Origin of the sequence: Nocardioides sp. CCNWLW216 (assembly GCF_037120545.1) — a bacterium.
GTDB lineage: Bacteria > Actinomycetota > Actinomycetes > Propionibacteriales > Nocardioidaceae > Nocardioides > Nocardioides lianchengensis.
Genome location: NZ_JBBBBJ010000008.1, coordinates 150096 through 172153 on the forward strand (window position 1 = coordinate 150096; position 22058 = coordinate 172153).

Genomic DNA, 22058 nt, shown 5'->3' on the forward strand with positions numbered 1-22058 from the left:
GGAGGCCGGTCAGAACGGCGGCCACGGGACCGCGGGGTACTCGCCCCGGGGGACGGGCATCACGCCGTGGTCGGCGAGCCGGCGGCAGCGCCGCCCGAACGCGTCGATCTCGCGGTCGGTCAGCAGCGGGGCGAGCGCGTCGCCGAGCGGGCCGCGGGCGGCGACCCCGAGAGCCCGCACCGCCTCGACCTCGTCGTCGCTCAGCGGCTCCCCCACCCAGCCCCACAGCACGGTCCGGAGCTTGTGCTCGGCGTGGAACGCGATGCCGTGGTCGACGCCGTACCGGTGTCCCCCGACCATCTCCAGCACGTGCCCGCCCTTGCGGTCGGCGTTGTTGACCACGACGTCGAAGACGGCCATCCGGCGCAACGGGGCCGAGTCCTCGTGCACGAGCGAGACGGGCAGGTCGCGCCCGTCGATGCCGTCGAAGACGTGCCGCCACCCGGCCGGCACCTGCCCCTCGGGCACGAGCGTCACGGCCTCCTGGGCGGCGTCGACCTCCTGCCAGCACTGGACCATCCCCGGTCCGTGCGGGCCGTCGCGCAGCCAGGTCTGCGGCACGACGTCCCAGCCGAGCTCCTCGGAGACGAGGTACGCCGCCCGCTCGCGACCGGCCAGGTCGCCGTCGGGGAAGTCCCACAGGGGCCGCTCCCCCGCCACCGGCTTGTAGACGACCTGCGTCTCGCCGATGGACCCGAGGAAGGTGGCGTTCGAGGCGGGCATGATCCGCCCGCCGAGGACCAGCTCCCCCTCGAGCAGGTCCGGGCTCGCGTCCCTCACGGGTCCCGTCTGCGGAAGCCGTTGGCGCGCACGCAGAGGTGCCCGTCAGGGTCGATCGGGTTGCCGCAGAACGGACAGCTGGGGCGGCCCGCCTCGAGCACCTGCTCGCTGCGCTTGACGAAGGCCCGCGCCGCACCCGGCGGGAGCCGGACGACGAGGACCTCCTCCGGGTCCGGCTCGATGATGTCCTCGTCGAGCTGGTCGGGGCTGACCACGGCCGCCTCGCTGAACGGGAACACCTCGATCACGACGCGCTCGTCGGCGGGGTCCCACGACAGCGTCATGGTGCCGGCGCGGAACTCCTCCTCGATCGGCTGCTCGAGGGGCGCGGTGTCGTCGAGGCCGAGCGGCGCGACGGCCGGGATCACCGACTCGTGGTCCTCGCTCGACAGCACGTCGTCGAGGAGCTCGTCGACGCGCTCGGCCAGGGCGGCGACCTGCTGCTTCTCGAGGGAGACGCTCACCAGCCGCGCGCCGCTGCGGGCCTGCAGGAAGAAGGTGCGGGACCCGGGCGGGCCGACCGTGCCGGTGACGAAGCGCTCCGGCGGGTCGAAGCCGTGGACGAGGGGCATGCCACTCACCCTAGGACGTCGCCCCAGAGGCGGGAACAGGACCGGCCCCGCCGCCCACGGCGGCGTCGGTGGTACGACGGCTGCGCCCCTTGCGGGTCGGCTTGGGCGGCACCAGCCAGCCCAGGTCACCGGCGTGGGTGTTGGTGGCCAGCACGTAGGGCCGCGACTCGGTGTAGCGGACGATCGAGACCGACGCGGGGTCGACGTTGATCCGCTGGAACAGATCGAGGTGCATCCCGAGCGCGTCGGCCAGCACCGACTTGATGATGTCGCCGTGGCTGACCGCCACCCACACCGCGCCCGGCCCGTGCTCGGCCTCGAACGCGGCGTCGAGGCGCCGTACGGCGGCGACCGACCGGGCCTGCATGGTGGTCATCGACTCGCCGCCGGGGAACGTCGCGGCCGACGGCTGGGCCTGCACGACGCTCCAGAGCTTCTCCTTGGCCAGCTCGCGCAGCGGGCGGCCCTGCCACTCGCCGTAGTCGCACTCGGTGATCCCGCGCTCGACCAGGGTGGCCGGCTCGCCCGCCTGCTGCTCCAGCACCGCGCGGGCGGTCTGACGGCAGCGCTCCAGCGGACTGGTGACCACGGCGGTGAGGGGGACGACGGCGAGTCGCTCCCCCGTCCGCGCCGCCTGCCCCCGCCCGGTCTCGTCGAGCTTCACGCCGGCGGTGCGCCCGGCGAGCACTCCCGAGGCGTTCGCGGTGGTCCGACCGTGCCGGACCAGGATGACCGTTGCCATGTCGCGGACTGTAGCCGGACCGCCCCGGCGCTAGCGTGGCCCCGTGATCGTCGACAGCGCCCTCTACCGGGGCGGCACCCGCGTCGACCTCGACTGCGCTCCCCACGAGTTCGACAAGCTCCGCGCCGGCGTCGAGAGCCCGGGCGACTTCGTCTGGCTCGGCCTCTACCGCCCCAGCGAGCACGAGCTCAGCGAGGTCGCGGAGGCCTTCGGACTGCACCCGCTCGCCGTCGAGGACGCCGTCCAGGCCCACCAGCGCCCCAAGCTCGAGAAGTACGCCGACAGCCTGTTCCTGGTCCTCAAGACGCTCTGGTACGTCGACGAGGACGACGCCGTCGAGACCGGCGAGATCAACATCTTCCTCGGCCGCGACTTCGTCGTGACCGTCCGGCACGGCCGCGGCTCCCAGCTCCGCAGCGCCCGCAGCCAGCTCGAGGCCCAGCCCGAGCTGCTCACGCACGGCCCCGGCTCGGTCATGTACGCCGTCTGCGACACCGTGGTGGACGGCTACCTCGACGTCGTCCGCGAGCTCGAGATCGACGTCGACGAGGTCGAGACCTCCGTCTTCTCGCCCGAGCGCACCAAGGACTCCGCCCGGATCTACACGCTCAAGCGCGAGCTCGCCGAGGTACGACGGGCCGTGCAGCCGCTGCGCGAGCCGATGCGCCGACTTTCCAGCGGCGAGGTGCCCGCCGTGCCCGCGGAGGCCCGGCCCTTCTTCCGCGACGTCCTCGACCACCTCACCCAGGCCAACGAGGTCGGTGACAGCCTGGAGACCCTGCTCTCGTCGGCCTTCGAGGCGCACCTGGCCCAGATCTCGGTCCAGCAGAACGACGACATGCGCAAGATCTCGGCCGGAGCCGCGCTGGTCGTCGTCCCCACCCTGATCGCCGGGATCTACGGCATGAACTTCGAGCACATGCCCGAGCTCGGCTGGACCCTCGGCTACCCCTTCGCCCTGCTGCTCATGGGCGCGGTGGCGGGCGGGCTGTGGGTGCTGTTCAAGCGGTCCGGCTGGCTCTAGGCGTCAGGCGTCAGGCGTCCAGCGTGAAGCTGGCGACGTCGGCGCGCAGCTCGGCGGCCATCGTGGCCAGTTCGGCGATCGCGGTCAGGGTCTGGTTGACGGCCTGGGTCGTGCTCTCGGCCGCGGTCGCGACGCCGGAGATGTTGGTCGCGATCTCGCCGGAGCCGGTGGAGGCCTCGGCGACGTTGCGGGACATCTCGTTGGTGGTCGCGGTCTGCTCCTCGACCGCCGCGGCGATGGTGTTCTGGTAGTCGTTGATGCTGGTGATGATCTCGGCGATCTCGCCGATGGCCACCACGGCGCCCGAGGTGTCGGCCTGGATGGCCTCGACCCGACGGGAGATGTCCTCGGTCGCCCGAGCGGTCTCCTGAGCCAGCTCCTTCACCTCGTTCGCCACGACCGCGAAGCCCTTGCCGGCCTCGCCGGCGCGGGCGGCCTCGATGGTGGCGTTCAGGGCCAGCAGGTTGGTCTGCTCGGCGATCGAGGTGATCACCTTGACCACGTTGCCGATCTCCTGGCTGGACGTGCCGAGCTTGGCGACGGTCTCGTTGGTGATCTCCACGGTGGTGACGGCCTCGGCCGCGACCCGGGCGGCCTCGTTGGCCGAGTGGGCGATCTCGCGGATCGAGGCGCCCATCTCCTCGGCACCGGCGGCGACGGTGCCCACGTTGCGCGAGACCTCGTCCGCGGCACCGGACACCACGCCGGCCTGGACCGAGGTCTCCTCCGCACCGGCAGCGATCTGCTGACTCGACGCGGACAGCTCCTCGGAGGCACCCGCGACGGCGTCGGCCGAGCCCGCCACCTTGCCGATGATCGCCGCGACCGCGACCCGCGCCTCCTCGTACGACGCGGCCATGTGGCCGACCTCGTCCCGGGTCCGGACCTCGGCCCGGGCGGTCAGGTCACCGGCCGCGAACGCGTGCAGGGCCCGTCGTACGACGTCGAGGCCGCGGACGATCCGGCCGGCGGAGAAGAGGGCGAACGCCGCGACGATCAGGGCGCCGAGCGCCAGCACGAGGAGGACCAGCCGCTGGGCGGCGTCGGCGGCGTCCACCGACTCCTCGCTGAGGGCGTCGGTCCGCTCGAGGACGCTGGTCACCATGGTCCCGGTGAGCTCCACGATCTCGCCGTAGATGGCGTAGACCTGGTCGAGGATCAGCTGGTCGCCGCGGTCCACGGCGGCGGCGGTCCCGACACGGTAGGCCTCGACGACCTGGTCGTCGGCCGCGAAGAACTGGTCCCAGAGCGCGCTGATCCGGTCGAACTGCTCCCGCTCCCGCGCGCTCATCACCTCGGTCGGCATCGCGTCCAGCTGCTCCTGGAGGCCGGCCACGCTGGTGAGGAAGCCGGCCCGGTTCGCCGACTTCGGGTCGATCGCCACCGACGGCGAGAGCCGGCGGACGTCCCACGCGTAGCCAAGCTGCCAGCCGGTGACGTCGGCGTTGTAGAAGTTGATCTCCTTGACCGCGGCCACCAGGCCCTGCAGCTCCTGGACGTCGCGGGCGTGGCTCTCCGAGGAGCGGGCGTTCTGGATGCCGATGACGCCGACCAGCAGCGCCGCGACGACACCGACGGCGCCGACGCAGAGGATCTTGCCGCGCACGCCGAGGCGCGCGGCGCCGGTCAGTGCAGGCCGAGAGGAGGTCATGCTCGGGGCATCGGCCGGCGCCACCCGGACCTGAGCGCGATCAGGCGTTCAGGACCCCGGTCGCGACCAGCACCAGGACCAGCGCACCGAGGGCGACGCGGTAGAGCACGAACGGCGTGTACGACTTCGTGGAGACGTAGCGCAGCAGCCAGGCGATCGCGGCGTACCCGACGACGAACGAGATGACCGTGGCGACGATGGTCGGGCCCCAGCCGTAGGTGTTGTCGCCGTGCGGGATCTCCTTGAGCTCGAACAGGCCGGCACCGACGACGGCCGGGATGGCCAGCAGGAACGCATAGCGGGTCGCGGCCTCGCGCTCGTAGCCGAGGAACCGACCCATCGAGATCGTGGCGCCCGAGCGCGAGACCCCGGGGACGAGCGCGCAGGCCTGCGCCACGCCCATGAGGACGGCGTCGCGGAGCGTGATCTGCTTGATCTGCTTGTTGCTCCGGCTGACCCGGTCGGCGATGCCGAGGATCACCCCGAGCACGATCAGCGTCGTCCCGATGATCCACAGGCTCCGGAAGTCCTGCTCGATCACGTCCTTCAGCGCGACGCCGAGCAGCACGATCGGCAGCGAGCCGATGATGATGAACCAGCCCATCCGGGCGTCGAGGTGCCCGCGGTACTCCGGCCTCACCAGGCTCTTGAGCCAGGTCGACCCGATCCGCCAGATGTCCTCGCGGAAGTAGATGAGCACCGCCAGCTCGGTCCCGATCTGGATGACGGCGGTGAACGCCGCGCCCGGGTCACCCCAGCCGAACATCTCCGGGAAGATCCGCAGGTGCGCACTGCTGGAGATCGGCAGGAACTCGGTCAGGCCCTGGATGGTGCCGAGCACGACGGCCTCGAAGAAGTCCCACACGGGAGGCGATCCTACGGACGCCGACCGGCGTTCGGTGGGCGAGCCGTCGACTGAGGGTGTGGTGTTGCCTACTACCTTGTCGCCATGCAGCACAGGTCGTTGGGCGCCACAGGGCTCCGGGTGTCCCGTCTCGGTCTCGGGACGATGACGTGGGGACGTGACACGGACGAGCACGAGGCCCGCGACCAGCTGGTCGCCTTCACCGAGGCGGGCGGCACCCTCCTGGACACCGCGGCCGGCTACGGCAACGGTGCCTCCGAGGAGCTGATCGGCAGCCTCCTCGGCGACGTGGTCGGCCGCGACGACGTCGTCCTGGCCACCAAGGCCGGCATCAGCGGCACCCGCGGCGGCGGCCGGGCGTACGACGTGTCACGCGGTCACCTGCTGCGGACCCTCGACGCCTCGCTGCGCCGCCTCGGAGTCGAGCACGTCGACCTGTGGCAGGTGCACATCTGGTCCGACGACGTACCGCTCGAGGAGACGCTCACCGCGCTCGACCTCGCGGTCACGTCCGGGCGGGCGTCGTACGTCGGCATCTCCAACTACTCCGGGTGGCAGACCGCCCAGGCCGCCACCTGGCAGCGCGCCGTTCCGGGCCGGGCGGTGCCGGCCTCGACGCAGGTGGAGTACTCGCTGCTCAGCCGGCACGTCGAGCACGAGGTGCTGCCCGCCTGCGCCGCGCTCGGCCTCGGCGTGCTGCCGTGGTCCCCGCTGGGCCGGGGCGTGCTGACCGGCAAGTACCGCTCCGGCACCCCGTCGGACTCGCGCGCCGCCTCGCGCCACTTCGCCTCGTTCGTCGGCACCTACCTCACCGATCGGTCCGCCGGCATCGTGGAGGCCGTCGCACGCGCGGCCGAGGGCCTGGGGTGGACGCCGCTGGAGGTCGCCCTGGTCTGGGTGCGCGACCGGCCCGGCGTCACCGCACCGATCGTGGGCGCGCGCACCGCCGCCCAGCTGCAGGGAGCCCTCAGCGTCGAGGAGCTGACCCTGCCGGCCGAGATCGTCGACGCGCTCGACGACGTCAGTGGTCCGGATCTCGCCTAGCGGGATCTCGTGGAGGGGGTAGGCATGTCACGTGCACACCGTCAGGCGCCCGGTCGGGGCGTGGAGTGGGAGTTCGACAAGGTCACGTTCTCGCGGGAGTTCCCCCGCGGCGTGGTCACGAAGCTGCTGGTCGAGCGGGCCGAGCACGGCGGGTGGGAGCTCGACCGGGTCCGGATCGGCGCCGACGGCGTACGACGGGTGATCCTGCGGCGCAAGATCATCCGCGCGGTCCGCACGGCCTGAGCTCGCTGAATGTGACCAATCGGCACCATGTGAACGCTCACATGGTGCCGATTGGTCACAAACGGCGAACCCCACCAGCCCGCGGCCGTGCCCCTCAGACGTCGTCGAGGAACCGATCGAACACGCGCGCACCGAACTCGAGCGCATCGACGGGCACCCGCTCGTCGACGCCGTGGAAGAGCGCGGTGAAGTCGAGCTCGGCGGGGAGCTTCAGCGGCGCGAAGCCGTAGGACCGCATGCCCAGCCTGCGGAAGTGCTTGGCGTCGGTGCCTCCGCTCATGAGGTACGGCGCGATGATCGCCTCGGGGTCCTCGGCCAGGATCGAGCGGTGCATGGCGCCGACCAGGTCGCCGTCGTACGGCGTCTCCCAGGGCTGCTGGTGGGACAGGTGCTCGATCTCGATCCCCTCGCCGACCAGCTCGGCCAGGGTCGCGAAGAACTCGTCCTCGAAGCCCGGCAGGAAACGGCCGTCCACGTGGGCGGTGGCCTCGGTCGGGATGACGTTGACCTTGTAGCCGGCGCTGAGCATCGTCGGGTTGGTGGTGTTGCTGATGACGGCGCCGAGCATCCGCGCCGCGCCGCCGAACTCCTCGATGAGGGCGGGGGCGTTCTCGGGGGTTGCCTCCACCCCGGCCAGCTCGCCGACCGACGCGAGGAGGACCTCCATCGTGGGCGTCAGCCGGACCGGCCACTGGTAGGCGCCGATCCGGGCGACCGCAGCGGTCAGCCGGGAGACGGCGTTGTCGGTGTTGAGCATCGACCCGTGGCCGGCCCGGCCCCGGGCGGTGAGCCGCATCCAGGCCATGCCCTTCTCGGCGGCCTCGACGAGGTACATCCGGCGGCCGCGGACGGTCGTGCTGAACCCGCCGACCTCGCCGACCGCCTCGGTCACCCCCTCGAACTCGTCGGGGTGCTCGTCGACCAGCACCTGGGCGCCCTTGTGGCCGCCCGCCTCCTCGTCGGCGGTGAAGCAGAGCACGACCGGCCGCTCGGGCACCCGCCCGGCCCGCTGCCGCGCCCGTACGACGGACAGCAGCATCGCGTCGAAGTCCTTCATGTCGACGGCGCCGCGACCCCAGACGTAACCGTCCTGGATCTCGCCGCTGAACGGGTCGACCTGCCAGTCCTCGGCCGCGGCCGGGACGACGTCGAGGTGTCCGTGCAGCAGGAGCCCCTCCCCGCTCGTCCCGCCCCAGCGCGCGACGACCGACGTACGACCGGGCTCGGGCTCGTAGAGACGCGACTCGATGCCGACCTCGTCGAGCAGCGTGGCGACGTACTCGGCGGCCTTGCGCTCCCCCGGACCGTCCTGGTCGCCGTAGTTGGAGGTGTCGATGCGGATCAGCTCGCGGCAGAGCTCGACCACCTCACCGGCGGGGTCCGGCGCGGCCTCGGGATCGTCGTTCGCGGGGGTGTTCGACATGGCCCCAGCATGTCACCCCGCCGGTGCCACCCCGATGCGGCGTTTCGGCCCACCCTTTGCTAGGTTTTCACCCGCACTCGTCCGGGTGGCGGAATTGGCAGACGCGCTAGCTTGAGGTGCTAGTGCCCTTTATCGGGCGTGGGGGTTCAAGTCCCCCCTCGGACACTGGAAGGCCCCGGCTCCACGGGGCCTTTCTTCATTTCCGGGCTCTCTCCACGGGCCCCAGGTACGACGAAGGGGCGCCACCGCTCACGCGGTGGCGCCCCTTCGTGCCGTCGGGAGCCCGGTCCCGGTCAGCTACGGGCGCAGGGCCGCCGGGTGGGCTCGATCCCGGCCGTGTGGGTCGCGTTGGGGTCCTTCCACATCGCGTCGAAGCGCGCGGTGTAGCGCGAGTAGACCGGCTTGCCGTTGAGGCGCAGCGTGAGCTCGTCGTTGCCGAACGAGATCCGCGACCAGTTCTCGGACCCGGTCCACACCGCGCGCAGCGCCTTGCCGTCGTAGGCACCGCTGACGGTGAAGAACTTGTAGTGGGAGTAGCAGCGCGGGCCGTAGACGATCTCGTCCTCGTTGCCCGTGGAGGGCTTGTCGCCGAAGTCCCAGTCAGCGGCCCTGACCGGGATGCCCGCGCGCTGCAGGGTGCCCTGACTCGAGGCGCCCAGCACGCTCCCGATCACGCGTACGTCGCAGCCCTGCCGCTTGAGGTCGGCCACCTTGCGGGCGATGGTGTCGCCGCGCTCGCCGTACCAGGCGTAGACGATGATCTTGACGACGGTGCGGCCGTTGATGCCGTAGCCGCGAGGGGCCGCGCAGCCGATCTTGGAGAGCCGCTGGATGACCGGGTCGCCGCTGGACGCCTTGGCCTTCCTCACCTCCACGGTGCCGCCCTGGGAACGAGCCAGCTCCCGCTGGAAGGAGACGGAGGTGGTCGGGGAGCTGTAGCCGATGTAGCGCGGGGTCGTCTTCCGGTCGCGGATCAGCTGGCGGAAGACGCGCACCCAGGTGCGGAACAGGCGGCGGTCGTTGCGGATCGTGTAACCGTCGTTCCACTGGGCGAAGGCGGCGCCGTAGGTCAGGTTGGCCGAGGACGTGATGATCACGTGCTTGGAGGCGCCGCTGCGGCTGAACGAGTAGACCTTCGTGTGCAGGTTGCCGCCAGGCCCGTTGCGGCACGAGCCCTTGCAGTAGATGAGGAAGCTGGGCTTCTTGCGGTTCTTGCCCAGTGCCTTCTGCAGGCGGGCCTGAGTCTTGCTCGTGGTGTTGTCGTTGAAGACCATCTGGACGTTGACGCCACGCTTGTGCGCCCTGATGAGCAGGTCGGCGACGTCGGCCCGGTCCATCGAGTAGCTCGCGAAGCGGATCGTCTCGCCGCGACGGGTGTGCTTGATGGCGTCGCGGATGCGGGCCACGATCGCGACCCGGGCCTTCGGCGAGCCCTTGGGGTTGTTGAAGACCGCGCCGCGCGGCGGCTTCCAGCGACGCTTGGGCTTCTTCTTCGCCTTGGCCTTCGCCACCGCCGGGGCGGCGGCGGGAGCAGCCGCAGGCGCCGCAGCCGGCGCGGCGGCCGAAGCCGCCACGGCCGCGACCGGGGCCACAGCGGTCGCGGTGCCCGTGGCGGGGACGACGGACAGCACCGTCACTCCCAGCACGGTCACCAGCATCGTCGAGGACCGAGATCTCCAGCTCATCACAGCGGGAGTGTAAAGGGATCTAGGGTGCGGCTCATGATCCCGAGCGTGCGCGCGTCCGATCTTTCGCTGCGTGAGCAGGTGCGCGTGCTGTCCGGTCACGACGAGTGGCGCACCGAGAAGGTCGACGGAGCAGGGCCGGCGATGCTCAGTGACGGTCCCCACGGTCTGCGGGTGCAGCCCGAGGGCGGCGACCACCTCGGCTTCGGCGACAGCGTCCCGGCCACCTGTTTCCCGCCCGCCGCCACCCTGGCGTGCACGTGGGACGACGCCCGCGCTCGCGAGGTCGGTGCCGCGATCGGGCTGGAGGCACGTGCCCTCGGGGTCGACGTGGTCCTCGGCCCTGGGCTCAACGTCAAGCGGCACCCCCTGGGCGGCCGGAACTTCGAGTACTTCTCGGAGGACCCGCTGCTCAGCGGCCACCTGGCGGCCGCCCTGGTCGAGGGGATCCAGTCCCGAGGCGTCGGGGCGTGCTTGAAGCACTTCGCGGTCAACAACCAGGAGTCACACCGGTTCGTGGTCGACGCCGTCGTCGACGAGCGCACGCTGCGCGAGCTGTACCTGGCCGGCTTCGAGCACGCGGTGCGCGCCAGTCGTCCCTGGACCGTGATGGCGTCGTACAACTCGGTGAACGGGGAGCACGCGACCGAGCACCACCAGCTGCTCACCACGATCCTGCGCGACGAGTGGGGCTTCGACGGGCTCGTGATGAGCGACTGGGGCGCGGTGAGCGACCGGGCTCGCGGCATCGCGGCCGGCATGGACCTGGAGATGCCGACCAGCCGTGGCCTGTTCGACCGAGACGTGTGCGAGGCGGTCGAGTCGGGCGTCCTCTCCGCCGCGGCCGTCGAGACCTCGGCGCAGCGGGTCCTGGACCTCCTCGCCCGCTGCCCGACCGGGGAGCGACCGGAGCTGCCGGTCGCCGACCACGACGCCCTGGCCCGGCGGGTGGCGGCCGAGGCGACGGTCGTCCTGGAGAACGACGGGCTCCTGCCGCTGGCGCCCGGACTGAGCGTGGCGCTGCTCGGCGACTTCGCCGATCGCCCGCGCTACCAGGGCAGCGGCAGCTCCCTGGTCACCCCCACCCGGCTCACTACCGCCCGCGAGGCGCTGACCGCGCGCGGAGTCACCCTCGTGGACGACCCCGCGACGGCCGACGTCGCCGTCGTACTGGTCGGCCTGCCGCCGACCCACGAGAGCGAGGGCTTCGACCGGCCAGGCCTCGACCTGCCGCCCGAGCACGACGCCCTCGTCGAGCAGGTCAGCGCCGCCAACCCGCGAACCGTGGTGGTCCTGTCGGCCGGCGGACCGGTCCGGCTGCCCTGGCACGACCGGGTCGCCGCCGTGCTCACCGGGCACCTGGGCGGACAGGCGACCGGCGCCGCCCTGGCCGACGTCCTGTACGGCGACGTCGAGCCCGCGGGGCGGCTGGCGGAGTCCTGGCCGGCCGCTCTCGCCGACGTCGCGTCGGATCCCTGGTTCCCCGGTCATCCCCATCAGGTCGAGCACCGCGAGGGCCTCTTCGTCGGCTACCGGCACCACACGACGGCGGACGTCGCGCCGGCGTACCCCTTCGGGCACGGCCTCGGGTACGTCCGGCCCGACTGGTCGGCGGCCGCGGTCGACCGCGACGTGCTGCCGGCCGGCGAGACCGTCTCGGTCACTGTCACCGTCACCAACCGGACCGACCGCGCGGCGTCCGACGTCGTGCAGGTCTACCTCCACGACCGGACCGGCGTGGTGCTGCGCCCCCGGCGCGAGCTCGCGGCGTACGCCCGGGTCAGGCTCCAGCCGGGCGAGAGCCGACGGGTCGAGCTCGAGGTGCCTGCGCGGGCGTTCGCGTTCTACGACGTCGAGCGAGAGGACTGGGCCACCCCCTCCGGCCGGTACGACGTCGAGGTGGCGCGATCGAGCGCCGACGTGGTCGCCGCCCTCGCCGTACGGCTCACGGGTGGCGTCGACTCCGCCCCGGAGTCCGCCGGCACCCCGCCGGTCGCGGCGACCGACGACGCTTTCGCTCGCCGGCTCGGTCGACCGGTGCCGGCGCCGCGACCGCTCCGGCCGTTCACCCGGGAGTCGACGGTCGGCGAGCTCGCCACGACCCGGGTGGGGCGGCTGCTGCGCCGGGCCCTGACCGCCGCCGCGCCCCTGGACCAGGCGGCCGGCGACGACGAGACCCTGAGGCTGATGCTGGAGCGCTCCCTGGAGGAGCTGCCCCTCCGATCGGTGGCCATCTTCTCCGGGGGCCGGCTGCGCTGGCCCGCGGTCGACGCGGTGCTGGCGCTGGTCAACGGCCGACCGTGGGCCGTGCCGTCGGCGCTCCGACGACGACGCCAGAACGTCAAGACACCCTTGCCTTGATGTCGCCGAGAATTTTCTCAGCGAGGGGCGAATACCCCCGCAGCGGATCGGGCACCATCGCACCAGTGGTCTCGGGAACACACCCCCCCAGTGCGCCTGGGGCCGCCGGCCGGGCCGCGGTCCCTCGGGACCGCGGCCCTTGGTCTGACCGGATCGCCGGCGGATCGCCGACTCGTGCCCGCGGCCCGTGCGGTCTAAGCGTCGGGCACTACGCTCCAGGAGTGCCTGCACCCCCCTTCCGCGTCGGCTTCGTCACCGGGGCGACCCCGGACAAGTGGGCGCGCACCTGGCGCGACCGCTCCCGGATCCCGCTGGAGCTGGTGCCCGTGGAGCAGGCCGAGCAGGAGGTGGGGCTGCGTGACCGCACGCTCGACATGTGCCTGGTCCGGCTGCCCGTCGACCGCGAGGGTCTCCACCTGATCCCGCTCTACGACGAGGTCGCCGTCGCCGTGGTCGGTCGCGAGCACCTCGTGTCGGTGGTGGACGAGGTCACGCTCGCCGACCTGGCCGACGAGCAGCTGGTGATCCCCCACGACTCGGGATGGGTGCCCGCGGCGGAGCAGCTCGACTGGCCGCCCATGTCGGTGCGTGACGCGATCGAGGTCGTGGCATCCGGCACCGGGGTGGTCCTGCTGCCGATGGCCGTCGCCCGCCTCCACCACCGCAAGGACGTCGTGCACCGGCCGGTCACCGACCTGCCGACCACCAAGGTCGGCCTGGCCTGGCGGGTCGACGACGAGGACCCGCGGGTCCAGACCTTCATCGGGATCGTCCGCGGCCGGTCCGAGCGCAGCTCGCGAACCTAGGGCCCTATAGCCGAACCCCCGCGGGTATGAATCATCCGTTCGGTCATGATGTGATTCGATTCATGGGGGATTCTCGGGAAGAGGTGCGCGCTGACGCGCCCTCCGTCGGCGGCGGTGCACCACCCAACGGTGGACTCAGCATCGGCGAGATCAGCAGGATGACCGGCGTCTCGGTCGCAACTCTGCGCACCTGGGAGCAGCGGCACGGGTTCCCCGTCCCGCACCGGCTCCCGAGCGGGCACCGCCGCTACGACGCCTCCGTCGTCGAGGCCGTGCTCACCGTGCTGCGCCAGCGGGAGGCGGGCACCCGGCTCGAGACTGCGATCGCCGAGGCCCAGCAGCCCGACGGGCGCAGCGCTCCGTCGGTCTTCGCCGAGGTACGGCGCCGCAGCCCGCACCTCGAGGTGCACCGGCTGCGCAAGGCGACCGTCTCCGCCCTCTCCCGGGCCATCGAGGACGAATTCTGCGCCCGCGCCGACCAGCCGGTGCTCTTCGGCGGGTTCCAGAAGCGGCGCTTCTACGAGCCGGTGCGCGACCGCTGGGAGGATCTGGCGACCACGGCCCGGGCGACCCTGGTGATGGCCGACTTCGACGGACCGCTACCAGGCGAGCGCGCCGTACGCGTGCGCCTCACGGCGGAGTCCCCGCTGCGGCGAGAGTGGTTCGTGGTCTGCGACGCCCACGGGCTGCCCGCGCTGCTCACCGCCTGGGAGCTGCCCGGCCAGGCCGGGGTCCGTGACCAGGACCGGGAGTTCGAGGCGATCTGGACCGTCGACCCTCGGGCGGTGCGAAACGCCAGCCGGGTGTGCGCGGCGACCAGCCTCGCGGTCGGCGCGCCCGGCGCCGAGCTGCTCGTGCGTCAGCTGGCCGAGCCGTCGTCGCGGCCGCTCGACCCGTCGGCGAGCGCACGGCTCTTCAACCGGGTGGTCACCTACCTCGACCGGCTGGGCTGACGTCGTCCTCGCCGGTGAGGAGCCTCACCCGGAGGTGTGAGGCCGATGCAGCCTGGACACCATCATCCGGTGACCACGTTCCAAGGCCCTGCCCCTGACCAACACACCACGGGCTCTGTCGGCAGCCCGGTGCCCCAGCACGACCAGCACCCGGTGCTCGACGTCGAGCAGTCGTCGTACGGCCCCGACGGAGGTCGGCCCGGGCTGGACCGCCTGGTCTTCGGCGTCACCGCCGGCGTCTCGTTGGCCTTCCTGCTCTGGGGCTTCCTCGGGACCGACTCGCTCGGGAAGGTCTCCGACCAGTCGCTGACCTGGACCATGCGCAACACCGGCTGGCTGTTCGTCCTCACCGCGAGCGCCCTCGTGGTGTTCGTGATCTGGATCGCGCTGAGCAGGTACGGCGCGATCACGCTCGGCCACGACGGCGAGGAGCCGGAGTTCCGCACCGTCTCGTGGATCGCGATGATGTTCAGCGCCGGCATGGGCATCGGGCTGATGTTCTATGGCGTCAGCGAGCCGATCAGCCACTTCACCGCTCCCCCGCCCGGCACCGGCGGCGCGGACAACGCCGAAGCCGTCCAGCACGCGATGGCCACCACGCTCTTCCACTGGACCCTGCACCCGTGGGCCATCTACGCCGTCGTCGGCCTGGCCATCGCGTACGGCGTCTACCGCAAGGGCCGGCTGCAGCTGATCTCGGCCGCCTTCGAGCCGCTGCTCGGCAAGCACGCGCACGGACCCGGCGGCAAGGTCATCGACATGCTCGCCATCTTCGCGACGCTCTTCGGGTCGGCCGCCTCGCTGGGCCTCGGCGCACTGCAGATCCGCAGCGGCCTGCAGATCACCACGAGCCTCGGCGACGTCGGCAACGGCTTCCTGGTCGGCATCATCGCGATCCTGACGGTCGCGTTCGTCGCCTCGGCCGTCTCCGGGGTGGCCAAGGGCATCCAGTGGCTGTCGAACATCAACATGGTGCTCGCCGTCGCGCTCGCCCTCTTCGTCTTCATCGTCGGCCCGACCGTCTTCATCCTCAACCTCATCCCGACATCGGTCGGCAGCTTCGTCGGCGACCTGCCCATGATGGCCGCCCGCACCGGAGCCGAGGGCCAGGACACCAACGAGTGGCTCCAGGGCTGGACCGTCTTCTACTGGGCCTGGTGGATGTCGTGGACGCCGTTCGTCGGCATGTTCATCGCCCGCATCTCGCGCGGTCGGACCATCCGCCAGTTCGTCACGGGCGTGCTGCTCGTCCCGAGCCTGGTGAGCCTGGTCTGGTTCTGCATCTTCGGCGGTGCCGCGATCAAGCTGCAGCAGCTCGGCACCGACATCGCCGGTGCGGGCGGCGAGGAGTCGCAGCTGTTCACGACCCTCGAGGCCTACCCGGTCGCGACCCTGGCCAGCATCGTCGTCATGGTGCTCGTCGGCATCTTCTTCGTCTCGGGCGCCGACGCGGCGTCGATCGTGATGGGCACTCTGTCCGAGCACGGCTCGACCGAGCCCCGTCGGGCCACGGTCATCTTCTGGGGCGTGGCGACCGGCGCCGTCGCCGCCGTGATGCTGCTCGCGGGCGGCGAGGACGCGCTCTCCGGGCTGCAGAGCATGACCATCGTGGCGGCCGTGCCGTTCGTGCTCGTCGTGATCGGGCTGTGCGTCTCGCTGGTCATGGACCTGCGGACCGACCCGGTCGTCGTGCGGCGTCAGTACGCCGTCGACGCGGTCGAGCAGGCCGTGATCGCCGGCGTGACCGAGCACGGCGACGACTTCGTGATCTCCACCGAGCAGGACCCGGCGGCGGCTACCACGACGTCGAGAGCGGACGCCCCTCGCTGAACCCCGCGGCCGACTGGAGGCCGACGAGCGCCCGCTCGTGGAAGTCCTCGAGCGTCGCTGCTCCGGCGTACGTGCAGGCACTGCGTACGCCGGAGCAGATGGCGTCGATGAGGTCCTCGACCCCGGGCCGCTGCGGATCGAGGTACATCCGCGAGGAGGAGATGCCCTCCTCGTAGAGCGCCTTGCGCGCCCGGTCGTACGACGACTCCGCCGACGTCCGGTTCGCGACCGCGCGGGCCGAGGCCATGCCGAAGGAGACCTTGTAGGCCCGGCCGTCGGAGTCCTCGAGCAGGTCGCCCGGCGACTCGTGGGTGCCGGCGAACCAGGAGCCGACCATGACACTGGACGCGCCCGCGGCGAGGGCGAGCGCCACGTCGCGCGGGTGCCGGACGCCCCCGTCGGCCCACACGTGCCTGCCCAGCGAGCGGGCCTCGGCGGCGCACTCGCGCACGGCCGAGAACTGCGGGCGACCCACGCCCGTCATCATCCGGGTGGTGCACATGGCGCCTGGGCCGACACCGACCTTCACGATGTCGGCACCCGCCTCGATCAGCGCACGGGTGCCCTCGGCGGAGACGACGTTGCCGGCGACGACCGGGACCGCCGGAGCCACGGACCGGATCGCGCGCAGCGCGTCGATCATCCGGTCCTGGTGACCGTGCGCGGTGTCGGCGACCAGCACGTCCACGCCCGCCTCGAGCAGCCGGGCGGCCTTGTCGGCGACGTCGCCGTTCACGCCGACCGCAGCCGCGATCCGCAGACCGCCGGAGGCGTCGACCGCCGGGGTGTAGAGGGTGGCCCGGAGCGCGCCGGTGCGGGTCAGGACGCCGACCAGGCGCCCGTCGCCGTCGACCCCGACCGCGAGCCCGGCTCGGGCGGTGTCGATGGCGTCGAAGACGGTGCGTGCGTCCGTGTCAGCCGGTACGACGACGCGGGGTGGCGTCATCACCTGCTGGACCTGGGCGAACCGGTCCACCTCCGCGCAGTCGGCGGCGGTCACGATGCCGACCGGCCGGCCGTCCTCGACCACGACCGCGGCCCGGTGCGATCGCTTCGGGATCAGCGCGAGCGCCTCCCCCACGGTCGCCTCGGGGGCCAGCTCGATCGTGGTGTCGAAGACCAGGTGCCGCTGCTTGACCCAGCGCACCACGTCGGCGACCACCGGGATCGGGATGTCCTGCGGGATCACGACCAGGCCGCCGCGGCGGGCGACCGTCTCGGCCATCCGCTTGCCCGAGATGGCGGTCATGTTGGCCACCACGATCGGCAGGGTCGCGCCCGTGCCGTCGCTGGTGGCGAGGTCCACGTCGTACCGGCTGGCCACCGCCGAGTGGCGGGGCACCATGTAGACGTCGTCGTAGGTCAGGTCGTACGGGGGAACCGCACCGTCGAGGAAACGCACGTGCGGGAAATCTACGCCCTCACAGTGCCCGACCGAACATCTCCGCGGCGGCTCGGGCGCTGGGCGTCCCGAGGTCCGGGTCGGCGCCCGCGGCCACCAGCACCGCGACCACGTCGTCCTCGCCCTTGAAAACCGCGCCGGCCAACGGCGACTGGCCGCGGTCGTTGAGGCGGTCCACGTCCGCGCCGCGCTCGACCAGACCCGCCACCACGGCGGCGTGCCCGTGGTAGGCGCCGAGCATCAGCAGGGTGTTGCCGGCCGCGTCGGTCAGGTCGACCGGGACCCCCGCGTCGACGTACGCCGCCAGCCGCTCGGCGTGGCCGTGCCGCGCGAGGTCGAGCACCTGGTGGGCCAGCTCGACCAGGTCCTCCCCCGGTGCGTCCCCCGGTGACGTGCTCATGGCGTCGAGTCTGGCAGGTTGGGCCGCATGTCCTACGTCGAGCCGGGTGACCCCGGTCAGCTCTCCGCCACGGTCCGCGCCGCGTTCCAGGAGCGGTACGACGCCCCGGCCACCGCTGTCGGTCGCGCACCCGGTCGGGTCAACCTGATCGGCGAGCACACCGACTACAACGCCGGCCTGGTGCTGCCCGTGGCGCTCCCCCATGCGACCTACGCGGCCTGGGCGCCGCGCACCGACGGCGTCCTCCGGGTGGCCAGCCGCCAGCAGGAGGCGGTCTGGGAGGGCCGGGTCGACGAGCTCGGCCCGGACACGGTCGACGGCTGGGCGTCGTACGCCGCCGGGGTGGTGTGGGCGCTGCGCGAGGCCGGGGTCGACCTGGCCGGGGGCGACCTGCTGGTCGACGGCACCGTCCCGCTCGGGGCGGGCCTGTCGAGCTCCGCCGCCCTCGAGTGCGCGGTCGCGATCGCGGTGGCCCCCGACGTCGAGCGCCGCCTGCTGGCGACGGCCTGCATCCGCGCCGAGACCGAGGTGGCGGGCGCGCCGACCGGCGGCATGGACCAGTACGTCGCCCTGCTCGCCGAGACCGGCCACGCGCTGCTCATCGACTTCGCGAGCGACGAGACCACCCAGGTCCCGCTCGACCTGTCCGGTCACACCCTGCTGGTCACCGACACCCGGGTCAGCCACGAGCTGACGGACGGCGGCTACGGCTCGCGCCGCACCGACTGCGAGGAGGCCGCGGGCCTGCTCGGCGTACCGACGCTGCGGGAGGCGGCGCTCGCCGACGTCGAGACGCTCGAGGACGAGCGGATCCGGCGCCGGGCGCGGCACGTCGTGACCGAGATCGAGCGCGTCACCGCCGTCGTCGACGCGCTGAGCCGCTCCGACTGGGACACCGTCGGGACGCTGTTCCTGGCCTCGCATGCTTCGATGCGCGACGACTTCGAGATCTCCACCCCCGAGCTGGACGCCGCGGTCGCGGTCGCCGTCGAGGCCGGCGCCGTCGCGGCCCGGATGACCGGTGGCGGCTTCGGCGGCTCCAGCGTCGCGATCGTCCCCGACGAGCGGGTCGAGGCCGTGATGCGGGCCGTCGACGCGACGTTCGTGCTGGAGGGGTTCACGCCGCCCGCCCACCTGCGGGCCGTGCCGTCGGACGGCGCGACGGCCGTCTAGGTCGAGCTGACCGCGATCCGGCCGGAGCGGAACGCATCGACGAAGAGCGCGTGGTCGGCGCGGACGCGCTCGGCGTACTCGACGCCGAAGTCGGTGATCCAGCCCGTGAACTCCCGGCGCCGGCCGTCCAGCGAGGCGGCGATCGCCTCCTCCACCTGGAAGTCGACCAGGTCCTGGTCGCTGTCTTCGTCGGAGGCGCAGTGGATCTTGGCGGTGGCCCGGCCGAGCAGGTCCACGACGCCCGCGATGTCGTCCGGCTCGGTGAGACCGGACCAGTCGAGGTCCTCCTCGTACGGCGAGACCTCGCTGACGACGTACCCGGTCCCGTCGAGCTCGGTCCAGCCGAGCAGGGGGTCGGTGTGCACCTGGAGCGCCCGCTGGCTGACCACCGTGCGGTGGCCCTCGTTCTCGAAGTAGCGGTCCACCTCCGCGGAGTCGACGAACCGGCTCACGGCCGGGATGTTCGCCTGCTTCATCGACAGCACGACGTCGTTGTCGAGGGCCTGGCTGACCCCCTCGATGAGCAGGTTGTACGCCGGCAGCCCCGCCGAGCCGATGCCGAAGCCGCTCTTGCCGACGGCGTCGCGCAGGTCGTAGTAGAGGCTCCGGTCGGACCGCTTGTCCTCGGGGATCGTCTCCAGGTAGCGGGCGTAGGCCTTCTCGACCGAGGCCCGCTCCCGCGTCGGGAGCCTGCGCTCGTGGGTGCCCTCACGGAAGAGCCGGGTCCCGTCCACGCGCAGCGTCAGCGTGTCCAGGAGGTCCGCGCGGCGTCGTTCGCGGGCGACGACCAGCGCGTCGTGGATCGGGCCCTCGGTGTTGTCGAGGTGCAGCTCGAAGCCATGCGCGTCGTCGTCGGTGTCGACGTAGGCGTCCACCTGGGCGAGGTAGGCGCGCACGTAGCGGCCGATGAGCCGTCGTACGTCGTCCTCGGGCAGCGCCTTCTGCCAGCCGACGAGCGCGAGCGAGGCGGCGAAGCGCTGCAGGTCCCAGGTGAAGCGGCCCAGGTAGGCCTCGTCGAAGTCGTTCACGTCGAAGACCAGCCGGCCGTCGGAGTTGAGGTAGGTGCCGAAGTTCTCGACGTGCAGGTCGCCGTGCACCCAGATCCGGCCGCTGCGCTCGTCGGCGTACGGGTCCTGCTCGGCGGTCACGTCCGCATAGAACAGGCAGGCGCTGCCCCGGTAGAAGGCGTGCGGGTCGGCGGCCATCGTGCGGTACTTGCCACGGAACGCCACCGGGTCGGCTGCCATCAGCGGCGCGAACGCGTCGTTGAGCGTCGACACGATCAGGTCGGTGCGGTCGTCGGCACGGTCGGTCATGGGCGGTTCGGTGCCCGGATCTGAGTCGTCGTACTCAGGGGCGGTCGGGTACGTCGGCGGAGCCGCCCGGTCCGCGCGAGCGACAGGCTGGTCGCATGAGCACTCCGAAGCAGTCCACTAACACCACCGCCTTCTTCGCGCAGGCCGGGATCTCCTTCGCGGTCGCCCTCGGCGCGATGCTGTTCGCGATCCTCTATCTGCCCGTCGACTCCTGGACCCGGGCCTTCCTCGCCATGACCACGATCTTCCTGACGACGTCGTCGTTCACGCTGGCCAAGTGCATCCGCGACGCCCAGGAGAGCCAGTACGTCGTCTCCCGTCTCGACCAGGCCCGCGTCGACAAGCTGCTCGCCGACCACGACCCGTTCCGCAGCGTGTCGTAGGCCTCAGCCGGGGTCGGCGTGGCGGTCGTCGGGACGGGGTATCGGACCGAGGACCGTCCGTCAACGGAAGGAACCACCGTGCCCAAGAACCCGCTCGGCAAGCTCGTCGACGTCGCCGTCGAGACCGCCGTCGAGACCGTGAAGGACCCGATCGGCACCGGCCAGAAGGTGGTCGGCCAGGCGGTCGGCCAGGTCCGTGGCACCGTGGAGCTCGGCAAGCTCGTCGCCGGTCAGGCGACGAAGGCCGCCGTCGAGCGCGTGGGCGCCGTCACGGGTCGGGGCGCACGATCCACCGCGCCGACGCGGGTCGAGACCGCGCCCGTCCCGTCGCCCGAGCCCCAGCCGCACGGTGACCCGGTGACGCCCGTCAAGAAGGCGGTCAAGGCGCCCGCGAAGAAGACCGCGGCCAAGAAGGCAGCCCCCGTCGCCACGAAGGCGACGCCGCCCGCCAAGAAGGCAGCCCCCGTCGCCACGAAGGCGACGCCGCCCGCCAAGAAGGCAGCCCCCGCCGCCACGAAGGCGACGCCGCCCGCCAAGAAGGCAGCTCCCGCCGCCAAGAAGACGGCGCCGCCCGCCAGGAAGGCCGTCCCCGCCACGAAGGCGCCAGTGGCCAAGAAGGCGGCCACGAGCATCGACGCGGCCGCCGATCCCGCGCGCGTCGACGTGACCCCTGCCGACATCGCGCCCGCCAAGAAGACGGCGGCCAAGAAGGCCCCCGCCAAGAAGGCCCCCGCCAAGAAGGCCCCCGCCAAGAAGGCCCCCGCCAAGAAGGCCGCACCGCTGACCGCGGCTCAGGTCGCCGCCGGGGCCAGCTCGGAGCCCGACCTCCCGTCCGCTCCCCCGTCCAGCGAGCCGCTGCTCGACGCCGGCACCGCCAAGGCGGTCGCCACCGAGGCGGCCACGTCCGCGAAGGCGTCCGACATCGACAAGGGCTGAGGGTGGCGCCCACCCGGGCGTGTCCCCGCCACCTCCGTGCTTGAATCCGGGGAACCACCCCCGACGGAGGGAGTCCGATGAGCGTCACCGCCCGGCTCAACCGCCTCAGGATCGTCGCGACCGACGTGGCGACCGACCTGGCCCGGACCACGGTCCGCGTCGCCACCCCGGTGGTGTCCGCGACAGCCACGAAGGTCCGGGCCCGGCTGCAAGGAGAGCCGCAGCCGCGCCGCACCGAGCCGCCGGCGAGAACACCGGCAACCGACGCGGCGGCCGCTTCGATCACGGCCAGCCCCGCGCGGTCCGCGCCGAACCCGGCCACGGTGGCGCGCAACATCGCGCCCCACCCGCCGGACCCGAAGCCGGCTGGGAGGACGGCTCCTCGCCCGTCCGCCCCCGGCGCCAAGCTGCCGCCGCGCCGCAGCCAGGACTGACAGGAGCCCGCGAGACTCGTGCCCCTGGCCGGGCG

The 22058-nt window shown here is 72.3% G+C and carries 21 protein-coding genes and 1 tRNA gene; 12 read left to right on the plus strand and 10 right to left on the minus strand.

The genetic code is table 11. The features are described from left to right. Nucleotides 1-9 precede the first annotated feature (9 nt). The 3 genes from V7S47_RS18210 to V7S47_RS18220 are packed head-to-tail and all read right to left on the minus strand — an operon-like array spanning nt 10 to nt 2094. Nucleotides 10-780, minus strand: a complete 771-nt coding sequence (locus V7S47_RS18210; RefSeq protein WP_336562895.1) for an SCO1664 family protein — start codon at nt 778-780, stop codon at nt 10-12. Continuing rightward, the gene (locus tag V7S47_RS18215) at nt 777-1352 is read right to left on the minus strand and encodes a DUF3090 domain-containing protein (protein ID WP_090856419.1); all 576 of its coding nucleotides are present in this window, start codon (nt 1350-1352) and stop codon (nt 777-779) included. Before V7S47_RS18215 ends, V7S47_RS18210 begins: the two co-directional genes overlap by 4 nt. A 10-nt stretch (nt 1353-1362) precedes the next feature. Further along, nucleotides 1363-2094 carry a histidine phosphatase family protein gene (locus V7S47_RS18220; RefSeq protein WP_336562896.1) on the minus strand — a complete coding sequence of 244 codons (732 nt, stop codon included), beginning with the start codon at nt 2092-2094 and terminating at the stop codon, nt 1363-1365. A gap of 43 nt (nt 2095-2137) precedes the next feature. Between V7S47_RS18220 and corA the strand changes: the two genes are divergently transcribed. Continuing rightward, nucleotides 2138-3118, plus strand: coding sequence for a magnesium/cobalt transporter CorA (gene corA / locus V7S47_RS18225; RefSeq protein ID WP_090856413.1), 981 nt, complete (start codon nt 2138-2140; stop codon nt 3116-3118). Nucleotides 3119-3128: 10 nt separating this feature from the next. Here the strand turns inward: corA and V7S47_RS18230 are convergent, their stop codons facing one another. Next, entirely contained in the window at nt 3129-4769 is a 1641-nt protein-coding gene (locus tag V7S47_RS18230) for a methyl-accepting chemotaxis protein (protein ID WP_336562897.1), read from the minus strand. A gap of 40 nt (nt 4770-4809) precedes the next feature. Next, nucleotides 4810-5634 carry an undecaprenyl-diphosphate phosphatase gene (locus V7S47_RS18235; RefSeq protein WP_090856407.1) on the minus strand — a complete coding sequence of 275 codons (825 nt, stop codon included), beginning with the start codon at nt 5632-5634 and terminating at the stop codon, nt 4810-4812. Between the two features lie 84 nt (nt 5635-5718). On the opposite strand from V7S47_RS18235, the gene V7S47_RS18240 reads away from it, so the two are divergent. Further along, complete coding sequence (locus tag V7S47_RS18240; protein ID WP_336562898.1) at nt 5719-6678, plus strand: aldo/keto reductase; 960 nt, start codon at nt 5719-5721, stop codon at nt 6676-6678. A 24-nt stretch (nt 6679-6702) separates the two neighbouring features. After that, nucleotides 6703-6921, plus strand: coding sequence for a DUF5703 family protein (locus tag V7S47_RS18245; protein WP_090856401.1), 219 nt, complete (start codon nt 6703-6705; stop codon nt 6919-6921). A 94-nt stretch (nt 6922-7015) separates the two neighbouring features. Here V7S47_RS18245 and V7S47_RS18250 read toward each other — a convergent pair whose 3' ends face one another. Further along, the gene (locus tag V7S47_RS18250) at nt 7016-8344 is read right to left on the minus strand and encodes a M20/M25/M40 family metallo-hydrolase (RefSeq protein ID WP_336562900.1); all 1329 of its coding nucleotides are present in this window, start codon (nt 8342-8344) and stop codon (nt 7016-7018) included. Nucleotides 8345-8423: 79 nt separating this feature from the next. On the opposite strand from V7S47_RS18250, the gene V7S47_RS18255 reads away from it, so the two are divergent. Next, nucleotides 8424-8509: transfer RNA gene (locus tag V7S47_RS18255), tRNA-Leu, on the plus strand. A 128-nt stretch (nt 8510-8637) separates the two neighbouring features. On the opposite strand, the gene V7S47_RS18260 is transcribed toward V7S47_RS18255, so the two are convergent. Further along, the gene (locus V7S47_RS18260; protein ID WP_336562901.1) at nt 8638-10029 is read right to left on the minus strand and encodes a phospholipase D-like domain-containing protein; all 1392 of its coding nucleotides are present in this window, start codon (nt 10027-10029) and stop codon (nt 8638-8640) included. Nucleotides 10030-10065: 36 nt separating this feature from the next. Between V7S47_RS18260 and V7S47_RS18265 the strand changes: the two genes are divergently transcribed. From V7S47_RS18265 to V7S47_RS18280, 4 genes are all read left to right on the plus strand, one after another. Then, nucleotides 10066-12390, plus strand: a complete 2325-nt coding sequence (locus V7S47_RS18265; protein WP_336562902.1) for a glycoside hydrolase family 3 C-terminal domain-containing protein — start codon at nt 10066-10068, stop codon at nt 12388-12390. Nucleotides 12391-12611: 221 nt separating this feature from the next. Then, nucleotides 12612-13196 carry a LysR family substrate-binding domain-containing protein gene (locus V7S47_RS18270; protein ID WP_336562903.1) on the plus strand — a complete coding sequence of 195 codons (585 nt, stop codon included), beginning with the start codon at nt 12612-12614 and terminating at the stop codon, nt 13194-13196. A 62-nt stretch (nt 13197-13258) separates the two neighbouring features. Next, the gene (locus V7S47_RS18275) at nt 13259-14149 is read left to right on the plus strand and encodes a DICT sensory domain-containing protein (RefSeq protein ID WP_336562904.1); all 891 of its coding nucleotides are present in this window, start codon (nt 13259-13261) and stop codon (nt 14147-14149) included. A gap of 129 nt (nt 14150-14278) precedes the next feature. Continuing rightward, complete coding sequence (locus V7S47_RS18280) at nt 14279-15979, plus strand: BCCT family transporter (protein WP_336562906.1); 1701 nt, start codon at nt 14279-14281, stop codon at nt 15977-15979. On the opposite strand, the gene V7S47_RS18285 is transcribed toward V7S47_RS18280, so the two are convergent. After that, entirely contained in the window at nt 15945-17381 is a 1437-nt protein-coding gene (locus V7S47_RS18285; RefSeq protein ID WP_336562907.1) for a GuaB1 family IMP dehydrogenase-related protein, read from the minus strand. The genes V7S47_RS18280 and V7S47_RS18285 overlap by 35 nt on opposite strands. Nucleotides 17382-17400: 19 nt before the next feature. Then, nucleotides 17401-17781, minus strand: a complete 381-nt coding sequence (locus tag V7S47_RS18290) for an ankyrin repeat domain-containing protein (protein ID WP_336562908.1) — start codon at nt 17779-17781, stop codon at nt 17401-17403. 27 nt (nt 17782-17808) lie between these two features. On the opposite strand from V7S47_RS18290, the gene galK reads away from it, so the two are divergent. After that, nucleotides 17809-18954 carry a galactokinase gene (gene galK / locus V7S47_RS18295; RefSeq protein ID WP_336562909.1) on the plus strand — a complete coding sequence of 382 codons (1146 nt, stop codon included), beginning with the start codon at nt 17809-17811 and terminating at the stop codon, nt 18952-18954. On the opposite strand, the gene V7S47_RS18300 is transcribed toward galK, so the two are convergent. Continuing rightward, nucleotides 18951-20270: a DUF2252 domain-containing protein gene (locus V7S47_RS18300; RefSeq protein ID WP_336562910.1), complete on the minus strand. Its 1320-nt coding sequence runs from the start codon at nt 20268-20270 to the stop codon at nt 18951-18953. The two genes, galK and V7S47_RS18300, sit on opposite strands and share 4 nt — an antisense overlap. 95 nt (nt 20271-20365) lie before the next feature. Between V7S47_RS18300 and V7S47_RS18305 the strand changes: the two genes are divergently transcribed. From V7S47_RS18305 to V7S47_RS18315, 3 genes are all read left to right on the plus strand, one after another. Continuing rightward, entirely contained in the window at nt 20366-20653 is a 288-nt protein-coding gene (locus tag V7S47_RS18305) for a YiaA/YiaB family inner membrane protein (RefSeq protein WP_336562911.1), read from the plus strand. A 78-nt stretch (nt 20654-20731) separates the two neighbouring features. Next, complete coding sequence (locus tag V7S47_RS18310) at nt 20732-21589, plus strand: hypothetical protein (RefSeq protein WP_336562912.1); 858 nt, start codon at nt 20732-20734, stop codon at nt 21587-21589. 77 nt (nt 21590-21666) lie between these two features. Further along, a complete protein-coding gene (locus V7S47_RS18315) occupies nt 21667-22023 on the plus strand; it encodes a hypothetical protein (protein WP_336562914.1) in 357 nt (118 codons plus the stop codon). Nucleotides 22024-22058: the final 35 nt, after the last annotated feature.

Bases quoted from the DNA above. Each gene is read 5' to 3' on its own strand.
- V7S47_RS18215 (WP_090856419.1), bottom strand. From the start codon at position 1,352: ATGCCCCTCGTCCACGGCTTCGACCCGCCGGAGCGCTTCGTCACCGGC.
- V7S47_RS18220 (WP_336562896.1), bottom strand. From the start codon at position 2,094: ATGGCAACGGTCATCCTGGTCCGGCACGGTCGGACCACCGCGAACGCC.
- V7S47_RS18230 (WP_336562897.1), bottom strand. From the start codon at position 4,769: ATGACCTCCTCTCGGCCTGCACTGACCGGCGCCGCGCGCCTCGGCGTG.
- V7S47_RS18240 (WP_336562898.1), top strand. From the start codon at position 5,719: ATGCAGCACAGGTCGTTGGGCGCCACAGGGCTCCGGGTGTCCCGTCTC.
- V7S47_RS18245 (WP_090856401.1), top strand. From the start codon at position 6,703: ATGTCACGTGCACACCGTCAGGCGCCCGGTCGGGGCGTGGAGTGGGAG.
- V7S47_RS18250 (WP_336562900.1), bottom strand. From the start codon at position 8,344: ATGTCGAACACCCCCGCGAACGACGATCCCGAGGCCGCGCCGGACCCC.
- V7S47_RS18260 (WP_336562901.1), bottom strand. From the start codon at position 10,029: ATGAGCTGGAGATCTCGGTCCTCGACGATGCTGGTGACCGTGCTGGGA.
- V7S47_RS18265 (WP_336562902.1), top strand. From the start codon at position 10,066: ATGATCCCGAGCGTGCGCGCGTCCGATCTTTCGCTGCGTGAGCAGGTG.
- V7S47_RS18275 (WP_336562904.1), top strand. From the start codon at position 13,259: ATGGGGGATTCTCGGGAAGAGGTGCGCGCTGACGCGCCCTCCGTCGGC.
- V7S47_RS18290 (WP_336562908.1), bottom strand. From the start codon at position 17,781: ATGAGCACGTCACCGGGGGACGCACCGGGGGAGGACCTGGTCGAGCTG.
- galK (WP_336562909.1), top strand. From the start codon at position 17,809: ATGTCCTACGTCGAGCCGGGTGACCCCGGTCAGCTCTCCGCCACGGTC.
- V7S47_RS18300 (WP_336562910.1), bottom strand. From the start codon at position 20,270: ATGACCGACCGTGCCGACGACCGCACCGACCTGATCGTGTCGACGCTC.
- V7S47_RS18305 (WP_336562911.1), top strand. From the start codon at position 20,366: ATGAGCACTCCGAAGCAGTCCACTAACACCACCGCCTTCTTCGCGCAG.
- V7S47_RS18315 (WP_336562914.1), top strand. From the start codon at position 21,667: ATGAGCGTCACCGCCCGGCTCAACCGCCTCAGGATCGTCGCGACCGAC.